At 63.3% G+C, this 25,126-nt stretch carries 12 protein-coding genes and 2 pseudogenes; 8 read left to right on the forward strand and 6 right to left on the reverse strand.

Annotation, left to right across the window (positions count from 1 at the left end; all coding sequences use genetic code 11):
• Positions 1-2 precede the first annotated feature (2 nt).
• The gene (gene hutG, locus ACTORR_RS16195; protein ID WP_054884275.1) at positions 3-806 is read left to right on the forward strand and encodes an N-formylglutamate deformylase; all 804 of its coding nucleotides are present in this window, start codon (positions 3-5) and stop codon (positions 804-806) included.
• Here hutG and ACTORR_RS16200 read toward each other — a convergent pair.
• Together ACTORR_RS16200 and ACTORR_RS16205 are read right to left on the reverse strand one after the other, a co-directional pair.
• A complete protein-coding gene (locus ACTORR_RS16200) occupies positions 794-6,346 on the reverse strand; it encodes an NEL-type E3 ubiquitin ligase domain-containing protein (protein ID WP_313364284.1) in 5,553 nt (1,850 codons plus the stop codon). The two genes, hutG and ACTORR_RS16200, sit on opposite strands and share 13 nt — an antisense overlap.
• A gap of 150 nt (positions 6,347-6,496) precedes the next feature.
• The gene (locus ACTORR_RS16205; protein WP_313364283.1) at positions 6,497-12,040 is read right to left on the reverse strand and encodes a dermonecrotic toxin domain-containing protein; all 5,544 of its coding nucleotides are present in this window, start codon (positions 12,038-12,040) and stop codon (positions 6,497-6,499) included.
• A 173-nt stretch (positions 12,041-12,213) separates the two neighbouring features.
• Here ACTORR_RS16205 and pip point away from each other — a divergent pair, with 173 nt between their 5' ends.
• From pip to ACTORR_RS16240, 7 genes are all read left to right on the forward strand, one after another.
• Complete coding sequence (pip, locus tag ACTORR_RS16210; protein WP_176508153.1) at positions 12,214-13,185, forward strand: prolyl aminopeptidase; 972 nt, start codon at positions 12,214-12,216, stop codon at positions 13,183-13,185.
• On the forward strand, positions 13,182-13,619 hold the full coding sequence (gene dtd / locus ACTORR_RS16215) for a D-aminoacyl-tRNA deacylase (RefSeq protein WP_186601743.1): 438 nt from the start codon (positions 13,182-13,184) through the stop codon (positions 13,617-13,619). Before pip ends, dtd begins: the two co-directional genes overlap by 4 nt.
• A gap of 263 nt (positions 13,620-13,882) precedes the next feature.
• A complete protein-coding gene (locus ACTORR_RS16220; protein WP_212632771.1) occupies positions 13,883-15,619 on the forward strand; it encodes a glucan biosynthesis protein G in 1,737 nt (578 codons plus the stop codon).
• The gene (gene mdoH / locus ACTORR_RS16225; protein ID WP_313364282.1) at positions 15,612-18,185 is read left to right on the forward strand and encodes a glucans biosynthesis glucosyltransferase MdoH; all 2,574 of its coding nucleotides are present in this window, start codon (positions 15,612-15,614) and stop codon (positions 18,183-18,185) included. Before ACTORR_RS16220 ends, mdoH begins: the two co-directional genes overlap by 8 nt.
• A gap of 276 nt (positions 18,186-18,461) precedes the next feature.
• Positions 18,462-19,259, forward strand: coding sequence for a transporter substrate-binding domain-containing protein (locus ACTORR_RS16230; RefSeq protein ID WP_025752328.1), 798 nt, complete (start codon positions 18,462-18,464; stop codon positions 19,257-19,259).
• 79 nt (positions 19,260-19,338) lie between these two features.
• Positions 19,339-20,301: an amino acid ABC transporter permease gene (locus tag ACTORR_RS16235; RefSeq protein WP_054884282.1), complete on the forward strand. Its 963-nt coding sequence runs from the start codon at positions 19,339-19,341 to the stop codon at positions 20,299-20,301.
• Positions 20,294-21,028: an amino acid ABC transporter ATP-binding protein gene (locus tag ACTORR_RS16240; protein WP_054884283.1), complete on the forward strand. Its 735-nt coding sequence runs from the start codon at positions 20,294-20,296 to the stop codon at positions 21,026-21,028. The genes ACTORR_RS16235 and ACTORR_RS16240 overlap by 8 nt, the downstream gene beginning before the upstream one ends.
• Positions 21,029-21,127: 99 nt before the next feature.
• On the opposite strand, the gene ACTORR_RS16245 is transcribed toward ACTORR_RS16240, so the two are convergent.
• The 4 genes and pseudogenes from ACTORR_RS16245 to ACTORR_RS16260 all read right to left on the reverse strand — a co-directional run.
• Positions 21,128-22,021 (reverse strand): methyl-accepting chemotaxis protein, encoded by an 894-nt coding sequence (locus ACTORR_RS16245; protein WP_441344122.1) that lies wholly within the window; start codon positions 22,019-22,021, stop codon positions 21,128-21,130.
• A 9-nt stretch (positions 22,022-22,030) separates the two neighbouring features.
• Positions 22,031-23,320 (reverse strand): annotated as a pseudogene (locus tag ACTORR_RS16250) (methyl-accepting chemotaxis protein); the annotation flags it as partial.
• Positions 23,202-24,074, reverse strand: coding sequence for a methyl-accepting chemotaxis protein (locus ACTORR_RS16255; RefSeq protein ID WP_409457400.1), 873 nt, complete (start codon positions 24,072-24,074; stop codon positions 23,202-23,204). The gene ACTORR_RS16255 and the pseudogene ACTORR_RS16250, both read right to left, overlap by 119 nt.
• Positions 24,057-25,118 (reverse strand): annotated as a pseudogene (locus tag ACTORR_RS16260) (methyl-accepting chemotaxis protein); the annotation flags it as partial. The pseudogene ACTORR_RS16260 and the gene ACTORR_RS16255, both read right to left, overlap by 18 nt.
• Between the last annotated feature and the right edge of the window lie 8 nt (positions 25,119-25,126).

Genomic DNA, 25,126 nt, shown 5'->3' on the forward strand with positions numbered 1-25,126 from the left:
CGATGGACAAGGTACTGAGTTTTCACCAAGGCCGCCTGCCGCTGCTGATCAGCATGCCCCATGCCGGCCTCAAGCTGACCCCGGCCGTGGACAAGGGCCTGGTCGAGCAGGCCCGCAGCCTGCCCGACACCGACTGGCACATCCCGCGCCTGTATGACTTCGCCCGCGAATTGGGGGCGAGCGTGGTCGCAGCGGAGTATTCGCGTTTCGTCATCGATCTGAACCGTCCGGACGATGACAAACCACTGTACGCGGGCGCTACTACCGGTTTGTACCCGTCGACCCTTTTCGACGGCGAACCACTTTTCAAGGAAGGGCTGGCGCCGACAGCCGAAGAGCGCAGCCGTTACCTGGAAGGTGTCTGGCGCCCCTATCACGACACGATCCAGAGCGAGCTGGCTCGCCTGCGTGACGTGCACGGTTACGCGCTGCTGTGGGACGCCCACTCGATTCGTTCGCTGATCCCGCACCTGTTCGACGGCAAGCTGCCAGACTTCAACCTGGGTACCTTCAATGGCGCCAGTTGCGACCCGCAACTGGCCGAGCGCCTGCAAGGTGTGTGCGCCGAGGCCCAGGGCTACAGCCATGTGTTGAACGGGCGTTTCAAGGGCGGGCACATCACCCGCCACTATGGAGACCCGGCCAGGCACATCCATGCGGTGCAGCTGGAGCTGGCACAGTCCACCTATATGGATGAAACAGCGCCGTTTGCTTATCGCCAGGACCTCGCCGCCCCGACTCAGGATGTATTGCGCGCACTGCTGGCGGCCATGCTGGCGTGGGGCCAGTCGCACTACGGACGGTAGCTCGCAGCCGGCTGGCCACCGCCAGCCGTCAAGCGCGCTGGTCTGTCGTGCCGGATGTATAGACGGGTCAGCTCCTGAAGCAGGTCGATCTCCTGTTGCTGTTTGTCATCGTGCAGCCCCTGTTGCAGGGCCAGTTCCTCGTGCAGGGGAAGGTCCAGGGCGCTCAGTTCCTGAACACGTTCACCGAAACGTTCAGTAATTGCGTCGAAACGGCTTGCGTATTCGGCACGCAGGCGGTCCGTCCAATAGTCGTTCGCCAACAGGTAAGTAACGAACGCATCGCTGCCTTCTCGCTCCCGGACCTGCTCCAGGACGCTGGCCAGTTCGCCGGGGGCCAGCATGGCAGCCCCGCGGAAACGCATGCCATCGGCAATCGGCAGGTCCAGTTCGGCGGCGAGTTCGCGGCGGTAGGCCAGGCGTACCGAGACATGATCGCCTTGGGCAGTACGCTGATTGGCCAGCAGCTCCAGTTGCCCCATGCGGTACAGCTGGCGCAGGCGTCGATACATGTCCTCCAGCGAGTCGCCGGCATCGGTCAAAACCCGGCTGCTCATCATCAGAAGCTCGATGTTGTTGAATGTCTGGAGCGCACCATCGTGGCAGGTCTGCGCGCCGGTCAGCGGGTCAGGCAGCGCCTCCGCTGCAATGGCGCTCATGGTTGGGCGCAGCTCGTCATGGGTGGCTGCGGTAACCAGCATCAGGCGTACCCGTTCGCCAAAGGCGGCTTGTGAGGTTGGGTCGACATAGGGCGCGGCGTTGCGCAAGCGGCCGGCCAGCCGCAACAGATTGTCGCCGTCCGTCTGCTGCTGCAGGGTTTGCCAGGAATCGAGCAGGGCTTCGTTCTGGGCTTCATTGCCCAAGCTCCACAATTCGACCCGTGGGGTATCGTCACTGGCGAGCGGGAAGTGGGGGTGGTCCAGCAACGAGTCGTCATCTGAGGTATCGGTCAGTAGCAGGCTGTTGGTGTCCAGAGCGAAGGTGAAGCTGTGCTGGCTTTCCGAATACACCCGAAGACGCACGATGGTGTCCAATGCCAGAGGGTTGTCGAACAGGGCGATCGATGAAATCGGCATTTGGTTTTCCATGTTCTGCAGAATGTAGTCAGGCAATTGAGCGATGTTGTTCGTGCTCAAGTCCAGCAGCTCCAGTGGCAGCAACCCTTCGCACCAGGCGGGCCAGGCTTGCAGCCCCATATTGCTGAGGCTCAGCGACGTCAGGCTCGAGGCCAGCCCCGCTGGTGCCTGGGTAATGGCCCCAACCCGGTTGCCAGACAAATCCAGCGAGGTGAGGCGAGGCAGGTCGCCGAAGGTGTCGAGCATGACTTGGTCGATCTCCAGGCCCATGTTGCGAAATTCCAGATGAGCCAGCTGCGGCAGGCGTCGCAGGGCAGATGCCAGCGACGGCGTGGCATCCATGTGCGCGTCAATGGTCAGGCGGGTGATGTTGGGGAAGCGCTCAAGCAGTTGGCCGAGCTGTGCGGTGGAGCCGCTGACGCCGCTCAGCGTCAACGCATTCACGCGTTCGAGGAAGAACGCCGGTAATCGGCTGGGGAAGTGCTGCAGCGCTATATCCTCCAGTTGCAGCCGCAGGTAAGGCAGGCCGCGTTCCTGGTTCTCCCAGAACCGGTTGAGCGCCGCCTCGATGCGTTCACGATCCTCCAGCATGCCCTGGGTCAATGGCGTGGTGGACGTCGAAGCCTGCGCCCAACCGTCGATGGCCTCGCGCAGTTGTTGCCGCTCACGACGGATACGCGCCAGCCGTTCGGAAACCGCCGGCGAATGATCCACAGTCACGTGCGACGCCAACCGGGTTTCGTTGAGCAACAGACGTTGCAGGTGGTCTTGGTTGATGTCGTTGCCCTCCAGCGAGAGCAGGCTGTGGCGCAGTGCACTGTCCGGGTCGTTGATCAGGAAGGTGGGCAGTGACCGGAGGTTGTTGTTGCGCATCGATACATGCGCAATGCGGCCTAGCGCATCGGCGCCGAGCCCGATGGGCCATTGGCTCAGTTGCATGTTGTCCAGGCCCAGGTACTCCAGTGAGAGTTCGTGGAGGCTCGGGGTATTGTGCTGGGCAAATCGGTTGCCGCGCAGCTCCAGGCGCCTGAGCTGGGGCATCCCGGCCAGGAGGTCGAGGTCGGTCGCGGTGAGTGCGATGTTCTGGTTGGTCAAGGCCAGCGCGCGCAGGCCAGGCAGGTGCTGGCTGATGGTGGCGATGCTGAACAGCAACGGCGAAGGCGTGGCCCGAGGGTTGTACGGGCGGCTGATCTCCAGCTCCTCAAGGTGAGGCAATTGTCGCAGCAGGCGCTGCAGCATACGGTCATGCTGCGACCAACCGGCCAGGTTGCCCGATGCCGGGTCGAGCAGGTGCAGCCGGCGAACCTGGGCGGTGAAGTGCTGTGGCAGGTTCATCGGCACATCCACCCAGGGCACTCGTTGCAGGGTCAGTTGCGCCGTATGCTCGCCGTTTTCGTCGAGTGCGGTCTCGTACCAGTGCTGCATGATGGCATTGCGCAGGTTCTCATGGTCGGCTGTGGACTGTTCGGAGTTTGGAGCGATGCCTTCGCGCCACTCGTCCAGCCGGCTTTGCAGTTCGTTGCGCTGCTCCAGTAGCTGTTGCAGGCGCTCGAATACTTGCAACCGGGTACGGCCGGGGCTGGTGAGGGTCAGCAGAATCTGCTCCGCCGACCTGCGGGTGTGCTCGGGCAATCCGGTCGCGGCCACTGCGTCGAGCAAGGTCTGACGGCTGATGTCGGCGGTGGACGGCAGGCCGCCGCTCAACGGGTAGCCTACGCGCCCATCGGCAAGCCGCATGGGGGAGCGATAACCTGGGCGCACGGGGCGCATGCCCAGCACCGCACGCAACGCCGCTCGGGGTAGTAGCGGGCTGCGTTGCAGCAGGTGCTGCAAGTCGGTCGACCCGGAGACGCCCAGTTGCGTCATGGCTTCAGGCAATGCCGTGAAGAGCGCGGCCGGCAGGTTTGGGTAAAGGGGCGCGGGCGTGTCCGTCGGGCCATCGACATGGACGATGTAACCCGCTTCGGCGCTGCTGATGGTTTTCTGCAGGCGCGCATCGAGGGGGCCAATGCTGGCACTTTGGCTGGGCCAGAAGCGTCGTTGGCGCAGTTCCAGGCGCGTATCTGCCGGCCAGTGGGGCAAGCGCTGCAGGGTGTGGAGGATCAGGCAGTCGCTATCCCAATTGCGCACGCTCGCCAGGAACAAACCCTCGTAGGCGCGGGCCAGGCGGGTCTGCTGTAGGTAGATGCGGGCTTCCTCAGCCAGGCGCAGGGGCATTTTTCCGCTGCCCAGTTCCTGCTGTTCACGGGCATCGGCACTGCGTGCCAGCTCGTCGATGACCGGGCCCGGTAGGCCGGGATAGACACGCCGGATGAGTTCACCGTTAGGTGCCTGGACAATGGGTAGGCTTTCATAGGCCCGTGCGAATGCGGCAGGCCAGGCTCTGCTATCTGGTATCTGGCGGATGCTTTGGTCGAGCTTGAAGCGCTGCAAGGCATCTTCCAGCAAGGCAGGCAGTCGCCCGTTTTCCGCCAGGGTTCGGCGGATTACGTCTTCGTGGGTAGCACTGATGTCGAGAATCCGCTGCAGCGTCGTTTCGTCGAAGTGTGCGCTCAAGTGACCGAGCCGGCGCAGTAACGCCGTGCCTGCCCATTGCTGCGGCTGCTCCCCGGGCAGCAGCCAGGCACCGGCGCCATTGTGCCTGAGGAGGGGCTGGTAGCGATGCGGGGTAGAGGGATGCCGCAGGCGGTATTCGCCCGTCGCCGGCGTTTGCTCGACCTGGTATTGCTGGCCTTCGACGACCAGCCATTGCTTGCCTTGGTGCTGGCGCAGGCCACGTTCATCCGGTTCGAGGCCATTGGGTAGCGCTTGGTTGCTTCGGTAGGGCGTCAGGTCGGGTTTCCACAAGCGGGTCTGGCCGTCGGGCATCTCGACTTCTTCCAGTTCTTCGATGAAGGAAGGTGTCTCCACCGGAATGCGCTCTACCTCGAGCTCTTCTGCCGGGCCGCTGGTTTCGCCCTTGATGCCTTTCAATGCCTGATGCGCAGCGGTGAGGGCAGCCATGATCGCAACGTTCTCGATCACGTCGACCAGGTAATTGAGCGCAGTGTCGCGCTCGTCGTTGTGCCAGGCTTCGATGCCGTCATAAACCTCGAAGGCCAGTTGGGTCACGCACACTGCAAGCATGAGCTGGCCTAGGCCAGGCACGAAGAAACCAGCGATGTTCAAGCCGGTCAACACACGGCCAAAGATCAGTTCGCGGTGGGCCTGGGCGGTACGGCGGTCAACGATTTCGGTAGGGACCGCATGGTACAGCGCATCCTTCTCATGGCGTTCGGCCTTCTTGAACGCCATCATGCCCTGGAACGCATGGCTGAACGGTCGGCTGACCGGGTACAGGCTGGTGTGTGGGTCAGGCACGCGCTCGTGCACGCCGCGGGTGCTCCATTGGATGGGTGTCAGGCGGTCCGCTAGGCGGTATTGCACCGAGGCTTTGTCGCGGTCGGCAATGTGCGGGTCCAGGTAGTCGATATTCGCTCGGAGCCGGTCGCTCAGCTCTTTTTCCAGCATGTCGATGGAGCTGAAGGTCTTGATCGGTGTCTCGTCGTCCTGCGCATTGTAGAGGGCTTGGGTCTTTTGCCCATTTGCTTCCCGCGTGACGAGGACGATGCCGCTCAACTCGGCTTCCCAGAGGCTGAGTGTGCTGAAGGTGATGGTGGTATTCGCCGTCGGTGCCTTGTCCAAGGGCACGGCAAGGGCCGCTTCATAGAAGTCCTTGTCGATATCGCCCTTCAGCCGAGCGAAGTGCAAGGACTGCCTGAATGCCGAAACTTCGGCCCTGCCCAACGTCAGGTAAACATCCAGTGCCGCGTCGTCGGCGCTGCGCCCGGCCGTCGCGGCTGGGTAGTAGATGGCATGCACGAGGTCATGGTATCTGGCGCCAATATCCAGGTTGCGGCACAGGTCGGCGAAGGCCTCGGCGGTGATGTCGACCCTGTTGATGATCGGTACGGTGCCCATGAATCGCCGGTAATCGACGATGACTGACTTTTTCAGCAGCGTTTCGGGCGCGTCCATGCCATGTTCGGCCGCCGCGTCGGCATCGAAGTTGTGCAAGGCACAGTGCAGCAGCGAGCGCGTCGCCCGGTCCACGGCCTGGCGGCTGTGGATGGCATTGTTGATGTCAATCAGGCGAGCATCGATGAGGTAGGTATTGTCCACATCGATGGGGGACTCAGGCTTGAACCGTTCATTGATGGCGTCGGTCAGTGCTTTTCTGGCGTAGGTCTCAAGGTCGGGCAAATGGGCGAACAGCTTCTGCACGTCTGCCTGATGCTCACGATGCCGAGCATGTTCTTCGCTCCAGGCCCGAGCGACGTCTGGCTGTCGCTCGATGGCTGCTGCCAGCCAGGCCGGGGCCTGTTGCCAATTGCGTAGTTCGCGATGCAGGGACTCGGAGCTTCGTTTGAGCCAGGCAGGGATGTTCTTTTCGATGGTGGCGTAGTGCACATTGGGCGGGATGGGCATGGCCGGCTCCTTTGCTTGATGAGAGCAGCGGAATTTGCCTGTTCTGCCTGCGGTGCAAGTGGTAGATATGTGCACTTCAGAGACGGCCCTGCACCGGGAGCGGGTCGTCTCTGCCAAGCGTGTGCTGTTACCGCATGTTGGTTGCTTGCATCATGTCGGCGACTCCTGGCTCTGGCTCGCGAGGTGCGTCAGTTCGCGAATCAGCCCTTGCTCACGGTTGTTCTTTTCAGCTTCCAGGGTCGCGAACATGGGGCCCAACTGCTCGAGGGTCTGGTCGGGGAAGCGATCGGTCAGGCCGTTGACCTGCTGTTGGTATTCGCTTTCGATTTGTTCGAATCGCACGGCGTAGGCGCGGCGCAGGTGGTTCACCCAAGCCTCGTTATTGGCGGCATAGGTCAGAAATGCAGTGCCATGTTCGCCTTGTTGCACTTCGGACAGGACTTGGCTCAGCTCGAGCGCACTGACCGCGGCCGTGGCTTCGTACAGCATTCCGCCGGGCGGAACCGGCAGGTCCAGCTCCGCCGCCAAGCGCATGCGGTAGGCCAGGCGTACCTCCGCCTCGTCGCGCCCATTGCGCCGGGCAAGGGCGATGTCGTCCAAGGCCTGCATCCGGTACAGCCGGCGCGTGAGCCGATACAGCGCCGGCCCTTGATCTGCTTGTGGGATATCACGTAGCGCTTGCTGGTTGAACAGGCGCAGTTCGATCTGGTTGAACACCAGGTGGGCGCCGTCGTGACAGGTCTGGCTGCCGTCATCTTGCAGCAGAGCCTCTTCGGCGATCGCGCTGTAAAGCGCGCGTTCGTCGGCGTCGCTGGCGGCGTTTTGCAGCACGGCCCAGACCCGCCTGGCGAACGCCGGGCGCAGGCGGCTGTCGCGAAACGGTGCGCTCTGGCGCAGGCGTTCGACCAGTCGCAGCAGCCTGTCGCCCTGTTCGTCTTGTTCCAACGCTTGCCACGCCTGTTCGTGAAGCTGATTTTCCTCGGGCGTGTCGAGCAACCAGGGGTGCATCCCCAACACCTCGTCTTCCCCTTCCTCTTCGCCACTGGAGCCATGACTGGAACTTGGCGAATGCTCGCTCAGGGTGTCGGATGCGTCATCCTGCAGATGCGCCTGCAGGTCGTCTGGCAAGTCCATGACAAAGGCGTAGCGGCGGCCGTTGCCCTCGCTATGATAGGCCTGCCGCAGGCTGGCGTCGGTCAGTGGGTTGTCGCGTAGCGACACTTCCAGCAGCGGACGGGCGCTGACTGGGTTTTCGAGCACATGCTGGGGCAGCTCGCTGATCAGGTTGTGGTCCAGCCCCAGCAAGCGCAGTTCGCTGAACGCCTCCACCCAGGCTGGCCATTGCTGCAGGTTGCTGTTGCCCAGGTACAGTCGCTCGATCCGCGATGCCAGCGGGGCGGGCACCTGTGCAATGACGTCGAAGCGGTTGCCGGACAGGTCGAGCATGCGCAGGCTTTCTATCCGCGCCAGCAGATCCAGGCTCTGTTGCCCCACCAGCAGGCCTTGATCATGCAGGGTAAGGCCCTGCAGGTAGGTCAGCCCGGTGAGCGCCTCAGGGAGCATGGTCAAAGGCTGGACATGGCCCTCCAGATGCAACTGGGTAAGGTGGGTGAAGCGCTGAAGCAAAGCGTCCAGCTCCGCCAGTGTCATGCTCACCCGGGTCAGGGTGAGGCTGCGGACCTCGGCGGTAAAAGAGGCTGGAAGCTGCGGCGGGAAATGCGCCAGGGCGACGTCCGTGAGTGCCAGGGGCTCGCGCGCTGCGCCAGTGGGCAGGCGGTCCCAATATTCGACCAACATCCGGTTGATGGCTAACCGGCCAGCCAGGTTCGTATCGAATGGCGACGCCGTATCACTGGCAGTGTCCACCCAATGGGACAGTACCTCACGAAGTTCATCGCGCCCACGGAGGTGTTGCTCAAGCACGCCAAACGAGCCCCGCTGCACGCCCAGATTGAAGGTGAATCGATGGTTCGGGCCGTCAGGGTTGAGCTGGATCTGTTGGCCCACCGAGGCAAGCAGCGAGTTGCCACCCAGTGCAACGCGCGTTTGACGCGCTGCAGGCTCGGCATTGTCCAACAAGAAGCGCGGCAGCTCGATCAGCGAATTGTTGCGCAAAGACACCTCGGCGATGGTGTCTAACGCGTTGGCGTCCAGCCAGCTCGGCCAGCTGTAGAAACCCATGCGGTCGAGCCCCAGATAGTCGAGCGTCATGCCCGGCCCCGGCGCGCCGGCAGTCCACGCCAGGGCATTGCCGCTCAGGTCGAGATGGCGCAGTTGGCCCAGGGTGCCGAGGCGGTTCAGGTCGGCGGTGAGTATCATGGCGCCTTGGTTGACGAAGCTCAGGCGGGTGAGGGCCGGGAATTGGGTCGGAATCTGAATCAGCGCCATGGCGAAGATGGAGTATCTGTGGATCATGAACGCTGGGCGGCTGATTTCCAGGTCGACGACGTTCGCAAAGCGAGCCAGCAATGCCTGAGCCTGGGCCCAGTCGCTAGCCAGAGATGGTGAGGGGGCCAGGTTCATGTCAATGAGCTGCAGGCTGCGCGTTCGTTGGTAGATGAACTCGGGCAACGTGGCCGGGAAATCGTCGATGAATGCTTGCTCCAGACGCAGGGGCAGCCGCATCCAGGTGATTTCTGGCAAGCAGTTGGAGTACCAGTGCTGCCAGATGGCTCTGCCAATGTGGCTGCGGCTGGATGCCCTGGCCTCAGGGTCGGCCAGGGTTGCCGAAATTGCGTTCCATTGGCTCATGGCAAGGTCCAGACGCTGGCGTTCGTCCACCAGTTGCTGAAAGCGGGCGTTGATCTGGTGACGGGTCATGCCGGTTTCTTCCAGTGCCTGCAGAATGCGCTCGACCGAGACCGGCACATGGTCCTGAAAGCCAAGCATCCGCAGGCTGTCGAGCAACGTCTCCCTGAGGATGTAACCGCTCATGGCGCCCCTGCCGCTCAGCAGGTAGCCCAGGCGACCGCCAGCCAGGCGCATTGGCGGTACGTAGCCGGGCGTAACCGCTGGCAGGCCGAGCGCCTCGCGTATGTCTTGGCGAGGCGGTAGCGGAGCCTGCCGGACAAGGTCTCGCAGGCGCTCGCCGTCCCAGGCGCCAGGTACCCCCAAGGCATTGCGTTGGGCATCGGGAAGGGCATGGGCAAGCGCCGCGAAGAGGTTGTCCACCCCGTGCAACTCGCGACCGTCGGCTTCAAGGGCGCTGTAGCCGTCCGCATGACGTGCCAGGATACGAATGATCTGCGCGTCTTGCGGGCCGATACTGTCGATCAAGCTGCCCCGGCTGCCGTTAGCCCTGACTTCGATGCGCACCTGCGCCGACCAGCCCGGCAGGCGCGTCATGATGCGCAGGACCAATCGGTCCGTATCGGCGTTGCTGGCCGCAGGTATCAACAAGCCTTCGCCGGCACGGCTGAGCCGCAGTTGCAGCAGGTAGGCGCGGATCTCTTCGGCCAGGCGCGCGGGCACCTTGCCTTGTGCCAGCTGCGCCCGTTCGCCAGGCGTGGCACCGTGCAGCACTTCGTCGCGCAAGGTGAACGGCAGGTCGGGGTAGACCCGCCGCAACAGGGCGGCATCGCTGTCATCGGTCGCCTGCAACGCCTCAAAGGCGCGCTCGAACCTGAGCCTGCGCTCGGCGGGGCTGAGCTCAGCGGGGATGGCGGCGTCCAGCTTGAGTCGCCAGAGCGTGTCCTGCAATTGCGCAGGCGGGCGCAACTGGTCGGCAAGCGTGCGCCGAAGCACGGCCTCGCTGGTGTCGGTGATCTCCAGGACGCGTGCCGCGGTGGCCTCGTCGAGTGTCGCGCCCAGCGGCCCCAAACGGCGGAACAGCGTGATGCCAGACCATTCCCGAGGCTTGTCCAGTCCATGCAGCCAGGCGCCCGCGCCATTGTGCCGGATCAGCGGCTTGTAACTTTCGGCCCTGGTCGGGTGCGCGAGTGTGAACTGGTCCGCCGCCTGGGTGGCGTCGAGTACGTACCACCGATCCTCCAGGGCGAGCCAGGTCTTGCCCTGATAGGTGTACAAACCTGAGGCGTCTGGCTGCAGGCCTGCTGGCAGGACGATATCGTGGGCAAAGGGTGCCAGGTCGGGTTTCCACAAGCGGATGCTGGCGTCCGGCATTTCAACCGGGCCTAGGTCCTCGATGAATGAAGGTGCCTCCACCGGGATTCGCTCCACCGCTGGAATGGCGCCGCCACCGCCGGCTGCGGCGAGACCTGCCATCAGTGCGACGTTTTCCACCACATCCATCAGGTAGGTCAGCGCTTGATCGCGCTCGTCGCGTGTCCAGCTCTCGATCCCTTCGTAAACCTCGTAGCCCAGCTGCAGCGCCGCCACCCCCAACATCGCGGCGCCCAGCGCAGGCACGAAGAACGCAGCGATGTTAAGTGCCTGCAGCGCGCCCTGGCCGAAGAACGCCAGCAGATGCTCAAACGATTGTTCGTCTCGCACCGCAGTGGGGACGGCATGGAACAGGGCATCGTCCTGCAGGCGCCGGGCTTTCTGGTTGGCCAACTGGGTGAGCATGGGCTGCAGCAGCGGCGACTCGCGCAGGTGCAGTTGCGCCGCAGGGTTGGGTTGGCGCTCCTGCCAGGCTTGACCAGGGGGCTGGGTCCATGGCCGCAGGCGGTTCTCGAGGTGGGTGTTGAGCGCCTGACTTGAGCGGGCGGGGATGAAACGTTGGAAGAACGCCAGGTAATCGCGGTCGAGCAGGCGATCACGCAGTGCATCGGCGAAGGCTTTGCTAGAGGCATAGACCTTCAGTGGCGAGACTGGGTCGTCAGGGATGTACGCGACTATGGGCACGCTCTGGCTGGCACCCTGGCGCGACGGTCCGATGATCAGGATGCTGGTCAGCTCCACGTCCCACAGCTTGAGGAACGAGCAGGTCAGCGTATCGTCAGTCGAGCCTGGCAAGGCGTTGAGAGCGCGGTGCCAAGTGGCATCAATGTCGCCCTTGAGCAATGCCAGATGCGTTTGCAACACAAATGCATGGTGCTCGGCTCCTTTCACGGCAGCCATCACCGACGCTGCCGTCTCGCCGCCGAGCGGCCGCGCCGGCGGGTTGAAGAGGTTGCGGATACATTGCTGGTATTGGCCGCCCAGGTCCAGTTCACGAACCAGAGCGGCAAACGCGCTTGGCTCGATAGCGACGGGCTTTCCCTGTGGCATGAAGGCCAGGTAGCGGTCGCTGTCGAGTATCTGGGCTTTCAGGTCGCCTTCGTCCAGGCCGCCCTCCCGTGCCTGCGCCGCCTCGAAATTTTGCAGGGCGCATTTCAACAATGGCTGCGTGGCCATTTTCAGCGCCGCTTGCGCCGTGGCCATTGAATCCCGTGCATCGTTGCTGCGCAGTCGGTAAGCGGCGGCCAACCTGGCGTTGAACAAGTAGGTGTGATCGACGTCGATGGTCAGGCCGAAACGCGTCTTGAGGGCGTCGACCAGGCGTGGCCGGGCGAAGTCCTCCAGGCCAGGTAATGGGGCCAGCAGCGTACGCCAGCGCGACTCGGCTTCGCGGTGGCGGGCATAGGCAGGCTGCAGTTCGCGACAGATGGCTGGGTTGGTCAGGCAGGCGTTTTCGAACCACGGCAGCGGCGTACGCAGCGAGTGTCGAAGCGTTTGGTGTGTGTCCGGTGCCGCCTTCATCCAAGCGGGAATTTTTTCGGCTATCAGGGTGTAGTGCGGGGGCAAGGTCATGATCGGGCTCGTGGTGGCGGGGCCTCGATCTTCGATGTGTGCCGGGTGCGGCAGGCGCTAGATATGTCTAGCCTCACGCGCTCGGAGGCTTTGCTGCTGCGCGGGCATGCTCAAACGGCCAATTCAGGTTTATGATGGCCCACGGCCAAATCCCCCTTCACACGGAGTGCGCAATGCAGACCCTCTACCCGCAGATCAAACCCTACGCCCGGCACGATCTGGCCGTGGAAGCGCCGCATGTGCTGTATGTCGATGAAAGCGGCTCGCCGGAAGGTCTGCCTGTGGTATTCATCCACGGTGGCCCGGGTGCGGGCTGTGATGCCCAGAGCCGTTGCTACTTCGACCCCAACCTGTACCGCATCATCACCTTCGACCAGCGCGGCTGTGGCCGCTCCACGCCGCACGCGAGCCTGGAGAACAACACCACCTGGCACCTGGTCGAGGACCTTGAGCGCATCCGCAAGCACCTGGGCATCGAAAAATGGGTACTGTTCGGCGGCTCGTGGGGCTCGACCCTGGCGCTGGCCTACGCCCAGACCCACCCCGAACGTGTTCACGGTCTGATCCTGCGCGGCATCTTTCTGTGCCGTCCGCAGGAAATCGAGTGGTTCTACCAGGAAGGCGCCAGCCGCATGTTCCCGGACTATTGGCAGGACTACATCGCACCGATCCCGGCGGAGGAGCGGGGTGACCTGGTCAAGGCCTTCCACAAGCGCCTGACCGGCAACGACCAGATCGCCCAGATGCACGCGGCCAAGGCCTGGTCCACCTGGGAAGGCCGTACCGCCACGCTGCGCCCGAACCCGCTGGTGGTCGACCGCTTCTCCGAGCCACAGCGCGCGCTGTCGATTGCCCGCATCGAATGCCATTACTTCATGAACAACGCGTTCCTGGAGCCCGACCAGCTGATTCGCGACATGCCGAAGATTGCCCATCTGCCAGCAGTGATCGTGCATGGCCGCTACGACGTGATCTGCCCGCTGGACAACGCCTGGGCGCTGCACCAGGCCTGGCCGAACAGCGAATTGAAGGTGATCCGCGACGCCGGGCATGCTGCCTCCGAGCCAGGTATCACCGATGCCCTGGTGCGTGCGGCCGACCAGATGGCGCGCCGTCTGCTCGACCTGCCGCTGGAAGAAGCATGAAGGGCTTGCTGCAACGGGTGCGTGGCGCACGCGTGGAAGTGGGCGGGGAGATTGTCGGTGCCATTGACCAGGGCTTGCTGGTGTTGGTGGCGGTGGAGCCCGAAGATACCCGTGAACACGCCGACAAACTGTTGCACAAGCTGCTGAACTATCGCGTGTTCAGTGACGAGCAGGGCAAGATGAACCTGTCGCTCAAGGATGTCGGTGGCGGCCTGCTGCTGGTGTCCCAGTTCACCCTGGCGGCTGATACCCGCAGCGGCATGCGGCCGAGCTTCTCGACCGCCGCACCACCGGCGCTCGGGGCGGAATTGTTCGACTATCTTTTGAGCAAGGCACGCGGCCAGCATGCCGATGTGGCAAGCGGGCGCTTCGGTGCAGACATGCAGGTGCATCTGGTCAATGATGGCCCTGTGACATTCTTGTTACAAATATGAGGTCGAAAAACCCTTTGTTTATAGGAAAACAAGGGGTTTTGTACGATAAATAGTTAGTCCACACTGATGCGTTGTAACGCATCCTGCTGGATAATCGCGCGCTGCGTGAGCCTGCGTTCGCAGGTTCGTTTCACTCTGACTCGAGTATTGTCTGGACCCGTTTGGGGAATCATTACGCCCTCATGGGGTCCGAACAGTGCTCGCCAACCCGGCATTTGTCGCTGGCCGTTGGTTTCATGATCTGTTTTCGGCGAGGGTTGCTCGTGATTGTTAGTCCCCAAAAAGCATCAAGAATCCCCGGCACCGGGCTGCGCAAGGCCCTGATGGCCAGTGTGGCACTGGTCGGCCTGATGAGCGCGGGCCAGCTGTGGGCATTCAATCTTGACGATGTTGCAGCCAAGGCAAAGGATCTGGCCGGCCAGAAATACGAAGCACCGAAGAGCAATCTGCCTGCGGTGTTCCGCGACATGAAGTTCGCGGACTACCAGAAGATCCACTTCCTGCAGGAAAAGGCCGAGTGGGCCAAGGACAAGACCCCGTTCAAGCTGTCCTTCTACCATCAGGGCATGCACTTCGACACACCGGTGAAGATCAACGAGATCACTGCCTCCCGTGTCGAGGAAATCAAGTACGACTCGAGCCGCTTCGAGTTCGGTGACGTGCCGCACGACCCGGAAACCGTCAAGAACCTCGGTTACGCCGGTTTCCGCGTGCTTTACCCGATCAACAAGGCCGACAAGCAGGACGAGATCATGACCCTGCTGGGAGCCAGCTATTTCCGCGTGGTCGGCAAGGGCCATGTGTACGGCCTGTCGGCCCGTGGCCTGGCCATCGACACCGCGCTGCCGTCGGGCGAGGAGTTCCCGCGCTTCACCGAGTTCTGGGTCGAGAAGCCCAAGCCGGCCGACAAGCATCTGGTGATCTACGCCCTGCTTGATTCGCCACGCTCCACCGGCGCCTATAAACTGATCCTGCGCCCGGGTACCGATACCGTGGTCGACGTACAGTCGCGCGTGTTCCTGCGTGACCAGGTCAGCCGCCTGGGTATCGCCCCGCTGACCAGCATGTTCCTGTTCGGCCCCAACCAGCCCTCCAAGGTGCTGAACTATCGCCCGGCCCTGCATGACTCCGAAGGCCTGTCGATCCACGCCGGCAACGGCGAATGGCTGTGGCGTCCGCTGAACAACCCGAAACACCTGGCCGTGAGCAACTTCAGCGTCGAAAACCCGCGTGGTTTCGGCCTGATGCAGCGCCAGCGCGCCTTCAGCGACTTCGAAGACCTCGACGACAACTACCAGAAGCGTCCAAGCGCCTGGATCGAGCCGAAAGGTGACTGGGGCAAGGGCACCGTCGACCTGGTCGAGATCCCGACCGCCGACGAAACCAACGACAACATCGTTGCCTTCTGGAGCCCGGAGAAGCTGCCTGAACCAGGCAAGCCGTTCGAATACGCCTACCGCCTGCACTGGACCATCGACGAGCAGCAGTTCCAGGCCCCTGACCTGGGCTGGGTCAAGCAGACCCTGCGCTCCACCGGTGACGTCAAGCAGTCCAACCTGATCCGCCAGCCAGACGGCAGCGTCGCCTTCCTGGTCGACTTCGCCGGTCCAGCCCTTGCCGCCCTGCCGGAAGACACTCCGGTGCGCAGCCAGATCAGCGTTGGCGACAATGCCGAGGTGGTCGAGAACAATCTGCGCTATAACCCGGAGACCAAGGGCTGGCGCCTGACCCTGCGGCTGAAGGTCAAGGAAGCCAACAAGTCCACCGAAATGCGCGCTGCGCTGGTGCGTGACGTGCCGGTCGAGCCGGCCAAGCCTGCTGCTGAAACCAAGCAGGAAAAGGCAGCAACCAAGCACGCCAAGCATGAGAAAACCGCCAAGGCGGAACCAGCCAAGGCCGAACAACCCGCCGCCGATGCGGCACCCACCAACGGGACCCCGGCCACCACTGAAAAAGTGCTGACCGAGACCTGGAGCTATCAGTTGCCTGCCGATGAGTAACTCAAGCGCAAGGCCAGAATCGCTTGGCGAATACCTGGCCCACCTCCCACTGAGCGATGAGCAGCGCGCGGAACTCGCCAGCTGCACTTCGTTCAGTGAGCTGCACCAACGCCTGGCGGCCAACCCGGCCGCCAACACCGCCGAGGCCGTGCAGGCCTCGGTCGGCCCGCGCCTGACCGTGGGCAGCGCCGCCGAGCTGGAAGATGCCGAGATGCTCGGTGTCGACGGCAGCGGCCGCCTGTGCCTGAAGATCGCGCCGCCGATCAAGCGCACCAAGGTCGTGCCCGAGCCATGGCGCACCAATGTGCTGATCCGCATGTGGCGGCGCATGACTGGCCGTGCCAACGCGCCGCAGCCGCCCAAGCGCGAGCTGCCAGCTGCGCGCTGGCGCACGGTCGGCTCGATCCGTCGTTACATCCTGCTTGCCCTCATGATTGGCCAGACCATCGTCGCTGGCTGGTACATGAAGGGCATCCTGCCATACCAGGGCTGGTCGTTCGTCGACCTGAACGAAGTCGTCAGCCAGCCGCTGTGGGACACCGTGGTGCAGGTTTGGCCGTATGCCTTGCAGACGTCCATCCTGGTGCTGTTCGGCATTCTCTTCTGCTGGGTGTCGGCAGGCTTCTGGACCGCGCTGATGGGCTTCCTCGAGCTGCTCACAGGGCGCGACAAATACAAGATTTCCGGCAGCAGTGCCGGCAACGAGCCGATTGCCCCCGAGGCGCGTACCGCGCTGGTGATGCCGATCTGCAACGAAGACGTGCCGCGTGTGTTCGCGGGCCTGCGGGCGACCTTCGAGTCGGTGGCGGCCAGCGGCAACCTCGACCGTTTCGACTTCTTCGTGCTCAGCGACACCAACGACACCGACATCGCCGTGGCCGAGCAACAGGCCTGGCTGGACGTGTGCCGCGAAACCAAGGGCTTTGGCCGTATCTTCTACCGCCGCCGCCGTCGCCGTGTGAAGCGCAAGAGCGGCAACCTCGACGACTTCTGCCGTCGCTGGGGTGGTGAGTACAAGTACATGGTCGTGCTCGACGCCGACAGCGTTATGAGTGGCGAGTGCCTGAGCAGCCTGGTGCGCCTGATGGAGGCCAACCCGGACGCCGGCATCATCCAGACCGGGCCGAAAGCCTCGGGCATGGATACCCTGTATGCGCGCATGCAGCAGTTCGCCACTCGCGTGTACGGCCCGCTGTTCACCGCCGGCCTGCACTTCTGGCAGCTGGGCGAATCGCACTACTGGGGCCATAACGCGATCATCCGTATGAAGCCTTTCATCGAACACTGTGCCCTGGCCCCGTTGCCGGGCAAAGGTGCGTTCGCCGGCGCCATCCTTTCCCACGACTTCGTCGAAGCTGCGCTGATGCGCCGTGCCGGCTGGGGCGTGTGGATTGCCTATGACCTGCCGGGCAGTTACGAAGAACTGCCGCCTAACCTGCTCGACGAGCTCAAGCGCGACCGCCGCTGGTGCCACGGTAACCTGATGAACTTCCGCCTGTTCCTGGTCAAGGGCATGCACCCGGTGCACCGTGCGGTGTTCCTCACCGGGGTGATGTCTTACCTGTCGGCGCCGCTGTGGTTCCTGTTCCTTGTGTTGTCGACGGCATTGCTGGCGACCAACACCCTGATGGAGCCGCAGTACTTCATCGAACCGTACCAGCTCTACCCGCTGTGGCCGCAGTGGCACCCGGAGAAGGCGGTGGCGCTGTTCTCCACCACTATCGTGCTGCTGTTCCTGCCCAAGCTGCTCAGCGTCATCCTGATCTGGGCCAAGGGTGCCGTCGAGTACGGTGGGCGCATCAAGGTCACCCTGTCGATGCTGATGGAGATGCTGTTCTCCATGCTGCTGGCGCCGGTACGCATGATCTTCCATACCCGCTTCGTGCTGGCGGCGTTCCTCGGCTGGGCGGCAACCTGGAACTCGCCGCAGCGTGACGACGACTCCACCCCCTGGAGCGAAGCGCTGCGCCGCCATGGTCCGCAGACCCTGCTGGGCTTCGCCTGGGCCGGGCTGGTGGCCTGGCTGAACCCGAGCTTCCTGTGGTGGCTGGCGCCAATCGTTGGCTCGCTGGTGCTGTCGATCCCGGTATCGGTCATCTCCAGCCGCACGCGCCTGGGCCTGGCGACCAAGGACGAGAAGCTGTTCCTGATTCCCGAGGAATATGCGACGCCGCAAGAACTGCTGGCCACCGACCAGTACACCCACGAGAACCGCTGGCATGCCCTGCATGACGGCTTCGTGCGTGCGGTGGTCGACCCTCGGCAGAACGCGCTGGCCTGCGCCATGGCCACCGCCCGCCACGGCCAGGCCGCGCCGATCGAGGCGCTGCGTGCCGAGCGCGTGGCCAAGGCGATCGAGGTCGGGCCGAAAGGGCTGGACCTCAACACCCGCCTGGCCTTGCTCAGTGACCCAGTGGCCTTGAGCCGCCTGCACGAGCGGGTCTGGGCCGAGCACAATGCGGCGTGGATCGATGTCTGGCGTGCCTCGATCAAGAACGACCCGCATTCGCCGCTGCTGCCACTGCATCCGGAGAATGAAGGCCAACCGGCACTCGTCGGCGCCTGATGACCTTGGGGCCGCTTTGCGGCCCTATCGCGACACAAGGCCGCTCCTACAGGGATATGCATTCTCTTGTAGGAGCGGCCTTGTGTCGCGAAACGAGGGCAGAGCCCTCGCCTGCGATAGTCCTGCATAACGGATTTTGGCCAACAAAGTCCCCCCCGGCTCTAGGTCCGAGAGCCGCCATGCGTTAGCATCCCTCTCCGATAATCCGCATTGGCCGGTACGGCCGTGCCACGACAATAAGATTCGCTTCTTTTCTTGCTAGGGGACTTGGTGATGATCAAGAAATATCTTTCGCGACTGCTGGTCGGTGTCACCGCCCTGGTCGCCGTGACTGCGGCCCAGGCCGGCGCCATTGACGACGCAGTCAAGCGCGGCACCCTGCGGGTGGGCATGGACCCAACCTACATGCCGTTCCAGATGACCAACAAGCGCGGCGAGATCATCGGCTTCGAAGTCGATATTCTCAAAGCGATGGCCAAATCCATGGGTGTGAAATTCGAGGCTGTTTCCACCGCTTATGACGGCATCATCCCGGCCCTGCTGACAGACAAGTTCGACATGATCGGCAGCGGCATGACCCTGACCCAGGAACGCAACCTGCGCCTGAACTTCAGCGAACCTTTCATCGTGGTTGGCCAGACCCTGCTGATCCGCAAGGAGCTGGCGGGCGAGATCAAGTCGTACAAGGACCTGAACAACGAGAAGTACCGTCTGACCTCCAAGCTCGGCACTACCGGCGAGATGGTGTCCAAGAAGCTGATCGGCAAAGCCAAGTACCACGGCTACGACAACGAGCAGGAAGCGGTGATGGACGTGGTCAACGGCAAGGCTGACGCCTTCGTCTACGACGCGCCGTACAACGTGGTGGCGGTCGAGAAGGCCGGTGCCGGCAAGCTGCTGTTCCTCGAAGAACCCTTCACCTACGAGCCGCTGGCCTTTGGTCTGAAGAAAGGCGACTACGACAGCATCAACTTCATCAACAACTTCCTGCACCAGATCAAGCATGACGGGACCTACGATCGTATTCACGACAAGTGGTTCAAGAACAAGGATTGGCTGAAGGAAATGGAATAAGGCCCAGGCCACAAGCCCGGCTTTATGACCCCGACGCGCAGGCAAACCCTGCGCGTTCGCATTTACGGAAGTACCCCACGTGATCAAACACAAGAAAGCCCAGTGGCCCTGGCATGGCTTGACCGCCCTGGTCCTGGTGGGCCTGGCGTTCAGCCTGTACATGGCCACTTCGATGATTTCCTACGAGTGGCGCTGGAACCGCGTACCGCAATATTTCGCCTACAAGGCTGAAGAAACGCAACGCGCAGCCGGTTACGGCACCGTGCAGGAAATCGTCATCTCCGGCGACAATGCCCGCGTCACGCTGAAGGATGAAAGCGGCGCCGAGCAAGTGCTCGAGGTGGCCAAGGACAGCCTGCAACTGAGCCGCGGCGACGACGTCGCCGAAGGCGACCAGATCGGCGTGACCCGTCACTGGGCCGCTGGCCCGCTGGCCTGGGGCTTGTGGACCACCTTGTGGATCTCGGTGGTGTCCGGTGCGCTGGGCCTGGTGATCGGCCTGTTCGCCGGCCTGTGCCGGTTGTCGAACAACCCGACCCTGCGCGACCTGTCGACGGTGTACGTCGAACTGGTGCGCGGCACGCCATTGCTGGTGCAGATCTTCATCTTCTACTTCTTCATCGGCACCGTGCTCAACCTGTCCCGGGAGTTTGCCGGGGTGGCCGCGCTGGCGCTGTTCACCGGCGCCTATGTGGCGGAAATCGTCCGCGCCGGCGTGCAGTCCATTGCCAAGGGCCAGAACGAGGCTGCTCGCTCGCTGGGCCTGAACGCGGGCCAGTCGATGCGCCACGTGATCCTGCCGCAGGCGTTCAAGCGTGTGCTGCCACCGCTGGCCGGGCAGTTCATCAGCCTGGTCAAGGACACCTCGCTGGTGTCGGTGATCGCCATCACCGAGCTGACCAAGAGCGGCCGCGAGGCCATTACCACGTCGTTCTCGACCTTCGAGATCTGGTTCTGCGTGGCAGGCCTGTACCTGCTGATCAACCTGCCGCTGTCGCACATCGCCAGCCGGCTCGAGCGGAGGCTTGCGCAAAGTGATTGAAGTCCGTGACCTGCTGAAAGTCTTCGACACCCGTGGCCATGTGGTGCGGGCTGTGGATAACGTCACCACCCAGGTTGCCAAGGGCGAAGTGGTGGTGGTGCTCGGCCCGTCGGGTTCGGGCAAGTCGACCTTCCTGCGCTGCCTCAATGGCCTGGAGCATTTCGACGAAGGCCGCGTGGCCATCGACGGCCTGCAACTGGCCGACCCGAAGACCGACATCAACGCCTACCGCCGCGAAGTCGGCATGGTGTTCCAGCACTTCAACCTGTTCCCGCACATGACCGTGCTGGAAAACCTGTGCCTGGCGCAGAAGGTGGTGCGCAAGCGCAACAAGGCCGAGCGTGAAGCCAAGGCCCGGGCGTTGCTGGAGAAAGTCGGGATTGCGCAGAAGGCCAACGAGTATCCGTCGCGCCTTTCCGGCGGCCAGCAGCAGCGGGTGGCGATCGCCCGTGCCCTGGCGATGGACCCGAAGGTGATGCTGTTCGACGAACCGACCTCGGCGCTCGACCCGGAAATGGTCGGCGAGGTGCTGGACGTGATGAAGACCTTGGCCCAGGAAGGCATGACCATGGTCTGCGTCACCCACGAAATGGGCTTTGCCCGTGAAGTGGCGGACCGCGTGCTGTTCTTCGATCACGGCAAGCTGCTGGAAGACTCGGCACCGGCCGCCTTCTTTGCTGCGCCGAAAGACCCGCGTGCGCAGGCGTTCCTGCGCCAGGTGCTGTAACCGCACCGGCCCCTTCGCGGGCTTGCCCACAGGTACTGCAACGCCATCGGGGCAATGCAGAATCCTGTGGGGCAAGCCCGCGAAGCAGGCGATTCGGTCTCAAAGGCTGAACCGTCCCACCATCCCCCGCAACTGCCGCCCCAGTTGCTCCAGCTCCCCGCTCGAAGCCGCGGTCTGTTCACTGGCCGTACTGGTCTGGTTCGACACATCCCTGACGCTGATCACGCTGCGGTTGATCTGCTCGGCCACCACGCTCTGTTCCTCGCTGGCCGTGGCGATCTGCTGGTTCATCCCCTGAATGCTCGATACCGTGTCGGTGATCTGCCCCAAGGCTTGCCCGGCTCTGCGGCTCAGCTCGACGCTTTGCTCGGTAAGACTCTTGCTGCTGTCCAGCAGCCGGTTCACTTCGTCGGTGCCGTTGTGCAGGCTGTCGATCAGCTGGCCAATCTCTTCGGTCGCGGTCGAGGTTCGCTGGGCCAGGCCGCGCACTTCATCGGCCACCACGGCAAAGCCGCGTCCCGCTTCACCGGCCCGTGCCGCTTCGATGGCTGCATTCAAAGCCAGCAGGTTGGTCTGTTCGGACACCGACTTGATCACATCGAGAATGCTGCCGATGCGCTGGCTCTCGCCGGCCAGGTGCTGCATGGCGGCCAGGCAATGGTCCATCTGCCCCGCCAGTTGTTCGATACGGCCAATGGCGTCGCTAACCACCTGGTCACCCAGTTGCGCTTGCTGGTCGGCATTGGTGGCCGCCAGGGAAGCCTGTTCGGCGTTCTGCGCCACCTCCTGCACCGTGGCGCTCATCTGGTTCATGGCGGTGGCGACCTGGTCGGTTTCCTCGCGCTGCTGGTTGATGCGCAGCTTGGTGTCCTCACTGCTCGTTGCCAGCTGTGATGCCGCCTGGGAGAGCTGTCCGATACCCTGGTCGATGCCACCGATGAGTTCGCGCAGGCTGGCGATCATCTCGCTCATGCGGGTCTGTAGTTGTCCCATTTCGTCACGGCGCTGCACCGGTTCGAGCTGGCTCAGGTCGCCCTTGGCGATGCGCGCGGCCAGCGCCAGCGTCTGGCGCAGCGGTTGGGTGATCTGCTGGGTAATCAACCACCCGGCGATGACGCCAACGATCAGAGCCAGCAGCGCCACACTGGTGAGCAAGGCGCGGGCAGCCACGGCCTCGCTGTCGCGTTGCTCCACCTTCCTGTCGCTCAGCTCCAGGCTGACGGCCCTGAGCTCGGTGCCCATCTGTTCCATTTCGTTCTGCAACTGCTCGACCTGCAACGCCGTTTGGCGGTACTGCTCGAGGCTGCTGCGGTACTTGCCCAGTTCGATCCCGGGCTGTTGCGTCAGCGTGCGTGGCAGCCCCAGTGGTGCAAGGCCTTTGAGCAGTTGGCCGAGGCTGGTATCGGCGGCGCTCAGTGCGACATCGCCAACCTTGGCGAAGTCCTCAAGGGGCGAGAAGGTGTAGGCCGGCACCAGGCTTTGTTGATTGGCAGTGTCGACCTGACGGCTCAGGTTATCCATCAGCCCCAGCACGCTGCCCTGACTATCAGCAGGCATCTTCAGCAGAGCCTGGGTCTGCAGCTCGTCGATGACGTCATTGAGCTTCTGCTCTTGGGCCTGCATCGCTGCGCGGACGGAACGGCGCTCGTCGACACTGCGTTGCAGTGTGGAGAAGATATCGCGCAGGCGCTGCAGCAGCTGCAGCTTCTGGGTCAGCATCTGGCGTGATTCATCGACGCTGCTGCGCTGCTGCAGGGTGGTCAGCATGGCGTCGAGCTGCTGCAGAATGCTGGCGATCTGCGCCTTGCTGGCGTCATCCGCCAGTACCCGGTAGGTGATGCGCTCGGCGCGCAGGTCCTTGACCAGATCATTGATCTTGCCGATTTCGCTGAGCTGTTCCGAGCGGGTGATGGCGCCGTCCAGAGCGCGCCAGCCGCTGACCGTGGTGACCATGGTCAGCGCGAGGACCACGGCGAAGCCCAGGGCGAGCTTGGCGCCGACACTGATGTTGCCGAGCCTGTGATTGAGGTAGCCGAACATGGCAAGTCTCCGTCCAGTTGGTGGGGATGAGATGCTGGCGTAGTGCTGGCGTCTCATCCCTGCCAATCGGCGGAGGGCTTGTAGGACTTGACCTGAAAGTTCTGTAGGAAAATTCAGCGCAAGTGTAGAGGCGTCAGAGCCTGAATCGCCCGACCAACCCTTGCAGATGGGTGCCCAGGCGCGCCAGTTCGACGCTTGAACTGGCGGTCTCCTCACTCGCTGCGGAAGTCTGGTCAGAGATATCGCGAACATTCATCACGCTGCGGTTGATCTCCTCGGCGGTGGCGCTCTGCTGCTCGGCGGCGGTGGCGATCTGCTGGTTCATGGCCTGGATGGACGACACCGTGTGGGTGATGGTTTCCAGCGAGCTGCCGGCGCGGCGGGTCAGTTCGACGCTGCTGTCGGTCAATTGACGGCTGGCGTCCATCACACTGGCCACGCGCTGCGTGCCGTTTTGCAAGCCGGCGATCAGCTCTTCGATTTCCTCGGTGGATTGCTGGGTACGTTGGGCAAGGCTGCGCACCTCGTCGGCGACCACTGCAAAGCCGCGCCCGGCTTCACCCGCACGCGCCGCTTCGATGGCGGCATTGAGCGCCAACAGGTTGGTCTGTTGCGCCACCGACTTGATCACATCAAGCACGCTGCCGATCTTGTCGCTTTCGGCCTTGAGCTGGTTCATCGCTTCGCTGGAGTTGACCACTTCGCTGGCCAGGCGCTCGATCTGCGCGACCGCTTCGCTGACGACACGATCGCCTTCGCGTGCCTGCTGGTCGGCCATGGCTGCCGCTTCCGAAGCTTGCTCGGCGTTGCGCGCCACTTCGTGGACGGTGGCAGCCATCTCGTTCATCGCAGTTGCTACCTGGTCGGTCTCGACCTTTTGATTGTTGACCCCGGCGCTGGTCTGCTCAGTGACCGCCGACAGCTCTTCGGCGGCGCTGGCGATCTGCGTCACGCCATCACCGATGCCGCCGATCAGCTCGCGCAGGCCCTGGGTCATGCGCTGCATGCTGGCTTGCAACTGACCGAGTTCGTCGCGGCGAGTCGAAAGCAGGTCCTGGCGCAAGTCGCCGTTGGCCACGCGCTCTGCGGCAGCCAGGGTCTGACGCAAGGGGACGATGATCTGCCGGGTAATGGCCCATGCCGCGAGCAGGCCCAGTACCAGGGCCAAGGCCGTGGCACCGCCGAGCATGACTTTGGCCTGGGCGGTGCCGGCATCGCGCACTTCGGTTTGCGAAACGGTCATTGCCTCACTGGTCTGCAGCAGCAGCGAGCCCTGTTCAGCCATGCGCTGCAGGGCCTGCTCGCTGGCGCTTTGGGCAGTGCCGAACTGAGTTACCGCATCGCGGTAAGCGGCCAGAGCGGTGGCCGAGTCGTCGAGGCTGGCGGCATATTCGGCCGGCAGCCTGGCGGGAAGTGCCTTGAGCTCGGCCAGTGCCTGGTCGATGGCCTGCAGCGCGGTTTGCTGGTAGTCAGCGTTGCCGCTGTAGGTGTAGCCGCGTACCTGGAAGCGCGCCTGTTGCACCAGTGTGCTGACGTCCACGGCATGCTGGTACTGGCTGATGTCGCCACCCTGCAGCAGGCGTTGCTGCACACGGCTGATCAGCTCGGCGGCCTTGTCGGCGCTGTCACCCAGAACACCACGAGCGGCATCGCGGCGTTGACCGGCTTGCTTGAGCTCGTTGAAGGCCTGCTGGTACTGGCTGACTGCGGCCTGCTGCTGTTGCAGGCGCTGACGGTCGGTGGGTTGCTCGATCTGCCCGAGCATGAAGGTGATCTGGCGCTCCAGATTGCCCAGGGCCTTTTCCAGCTCTCCGATGGCCGCGTCGTTGCGGTCGCGCTGGTAGTGCTGGCGGGCGATGCGCAGCTCCTGGGTGTACTGGTGGATCACCGAGATGTTGCCCAGTTTGTCACCACGCTCGGTGACATTGTTCAAACCCTGCCAACCGGTAAAGGTGATGGCCAGGGTCAACACCAGCACCAGGCCAAAGCCCAGCCCCAACTTGCGATTGACGCTTACATTCCCGAGCGATTGGGAAAACCATTGGTACATGTTCGACT

The organism is Pseudomonas sp. SAR267, from assembly GCF_052077595.1.
Classification (GTDB): Bacteria; Pseudomonadota; Gammaproteobacteria; order Pseudomonadales; family Pseudomonadaceae; genus Aquipseudomonas; species Aquipseudomonas vlassakiae.

What these genes read in the sequence shown, in the direction of transcription:
- hutG (WP_054884275.1), top strand. Translation starts at nt 3, where the DNA reads ATGGACAAGGTACTGAGTTTTCACCAAGGCCGCCTGCCGCTGCTGATC.
- ACTORR_RS16200 (WP_313364284.1), bottom strand. Translation starts at nt 6,346, where the DNA reads ATGCCCATCCCGCCCAATGTGCACTACGCCACCATCGAAAAGAACATC.
- ACTORR_RS16205 (WP_313364283.1), bottom strand. Translation starts at nt 12,040, where the DNA reads ATGACCTTGCCCCCGCACTACACCCTGATAGCCGAAAAAATTCCCGCT.
- pip (WP_176508153.1), top strand. Translation starts at nt 12,214, where the DNA reads ATGCAGACCCTCTACCCGCAGATCAAACCCTACGCCCGGCACGATCTG.
- dtd (WP_186601743.1), top strand. Translation starts at nt 13,182, where the DNA reads ATGAAGGGCTTGCTGCAACGGGTGCGTGGCGCACGCGTGGAAGTGGGC.
- mdoH (WP_313364282.1), top strand. Translation starts at nt 15,612, where the DNA reads ATGAGTAACTCAAGCGCAAGGCCAGAATCGCTTGGCGAATACCTGGCC.
- ACTORR_RS16245 (WP_441344122.1), bottom strand. Translation starts at nt 22,021, where the DNA reads ATGGGACAACTACAGACCCGCATGAGCGAGATGATCGCCAGCCTGCGC.
- ACTORR_RS16255 (WP_409457400.1), bottom strand. Translation starts at nt 24,074, where the DNA reads ATGCAGCGCATGACCCAGGGCCTGCGCGAGCTGATCGGCGGCATCGGT.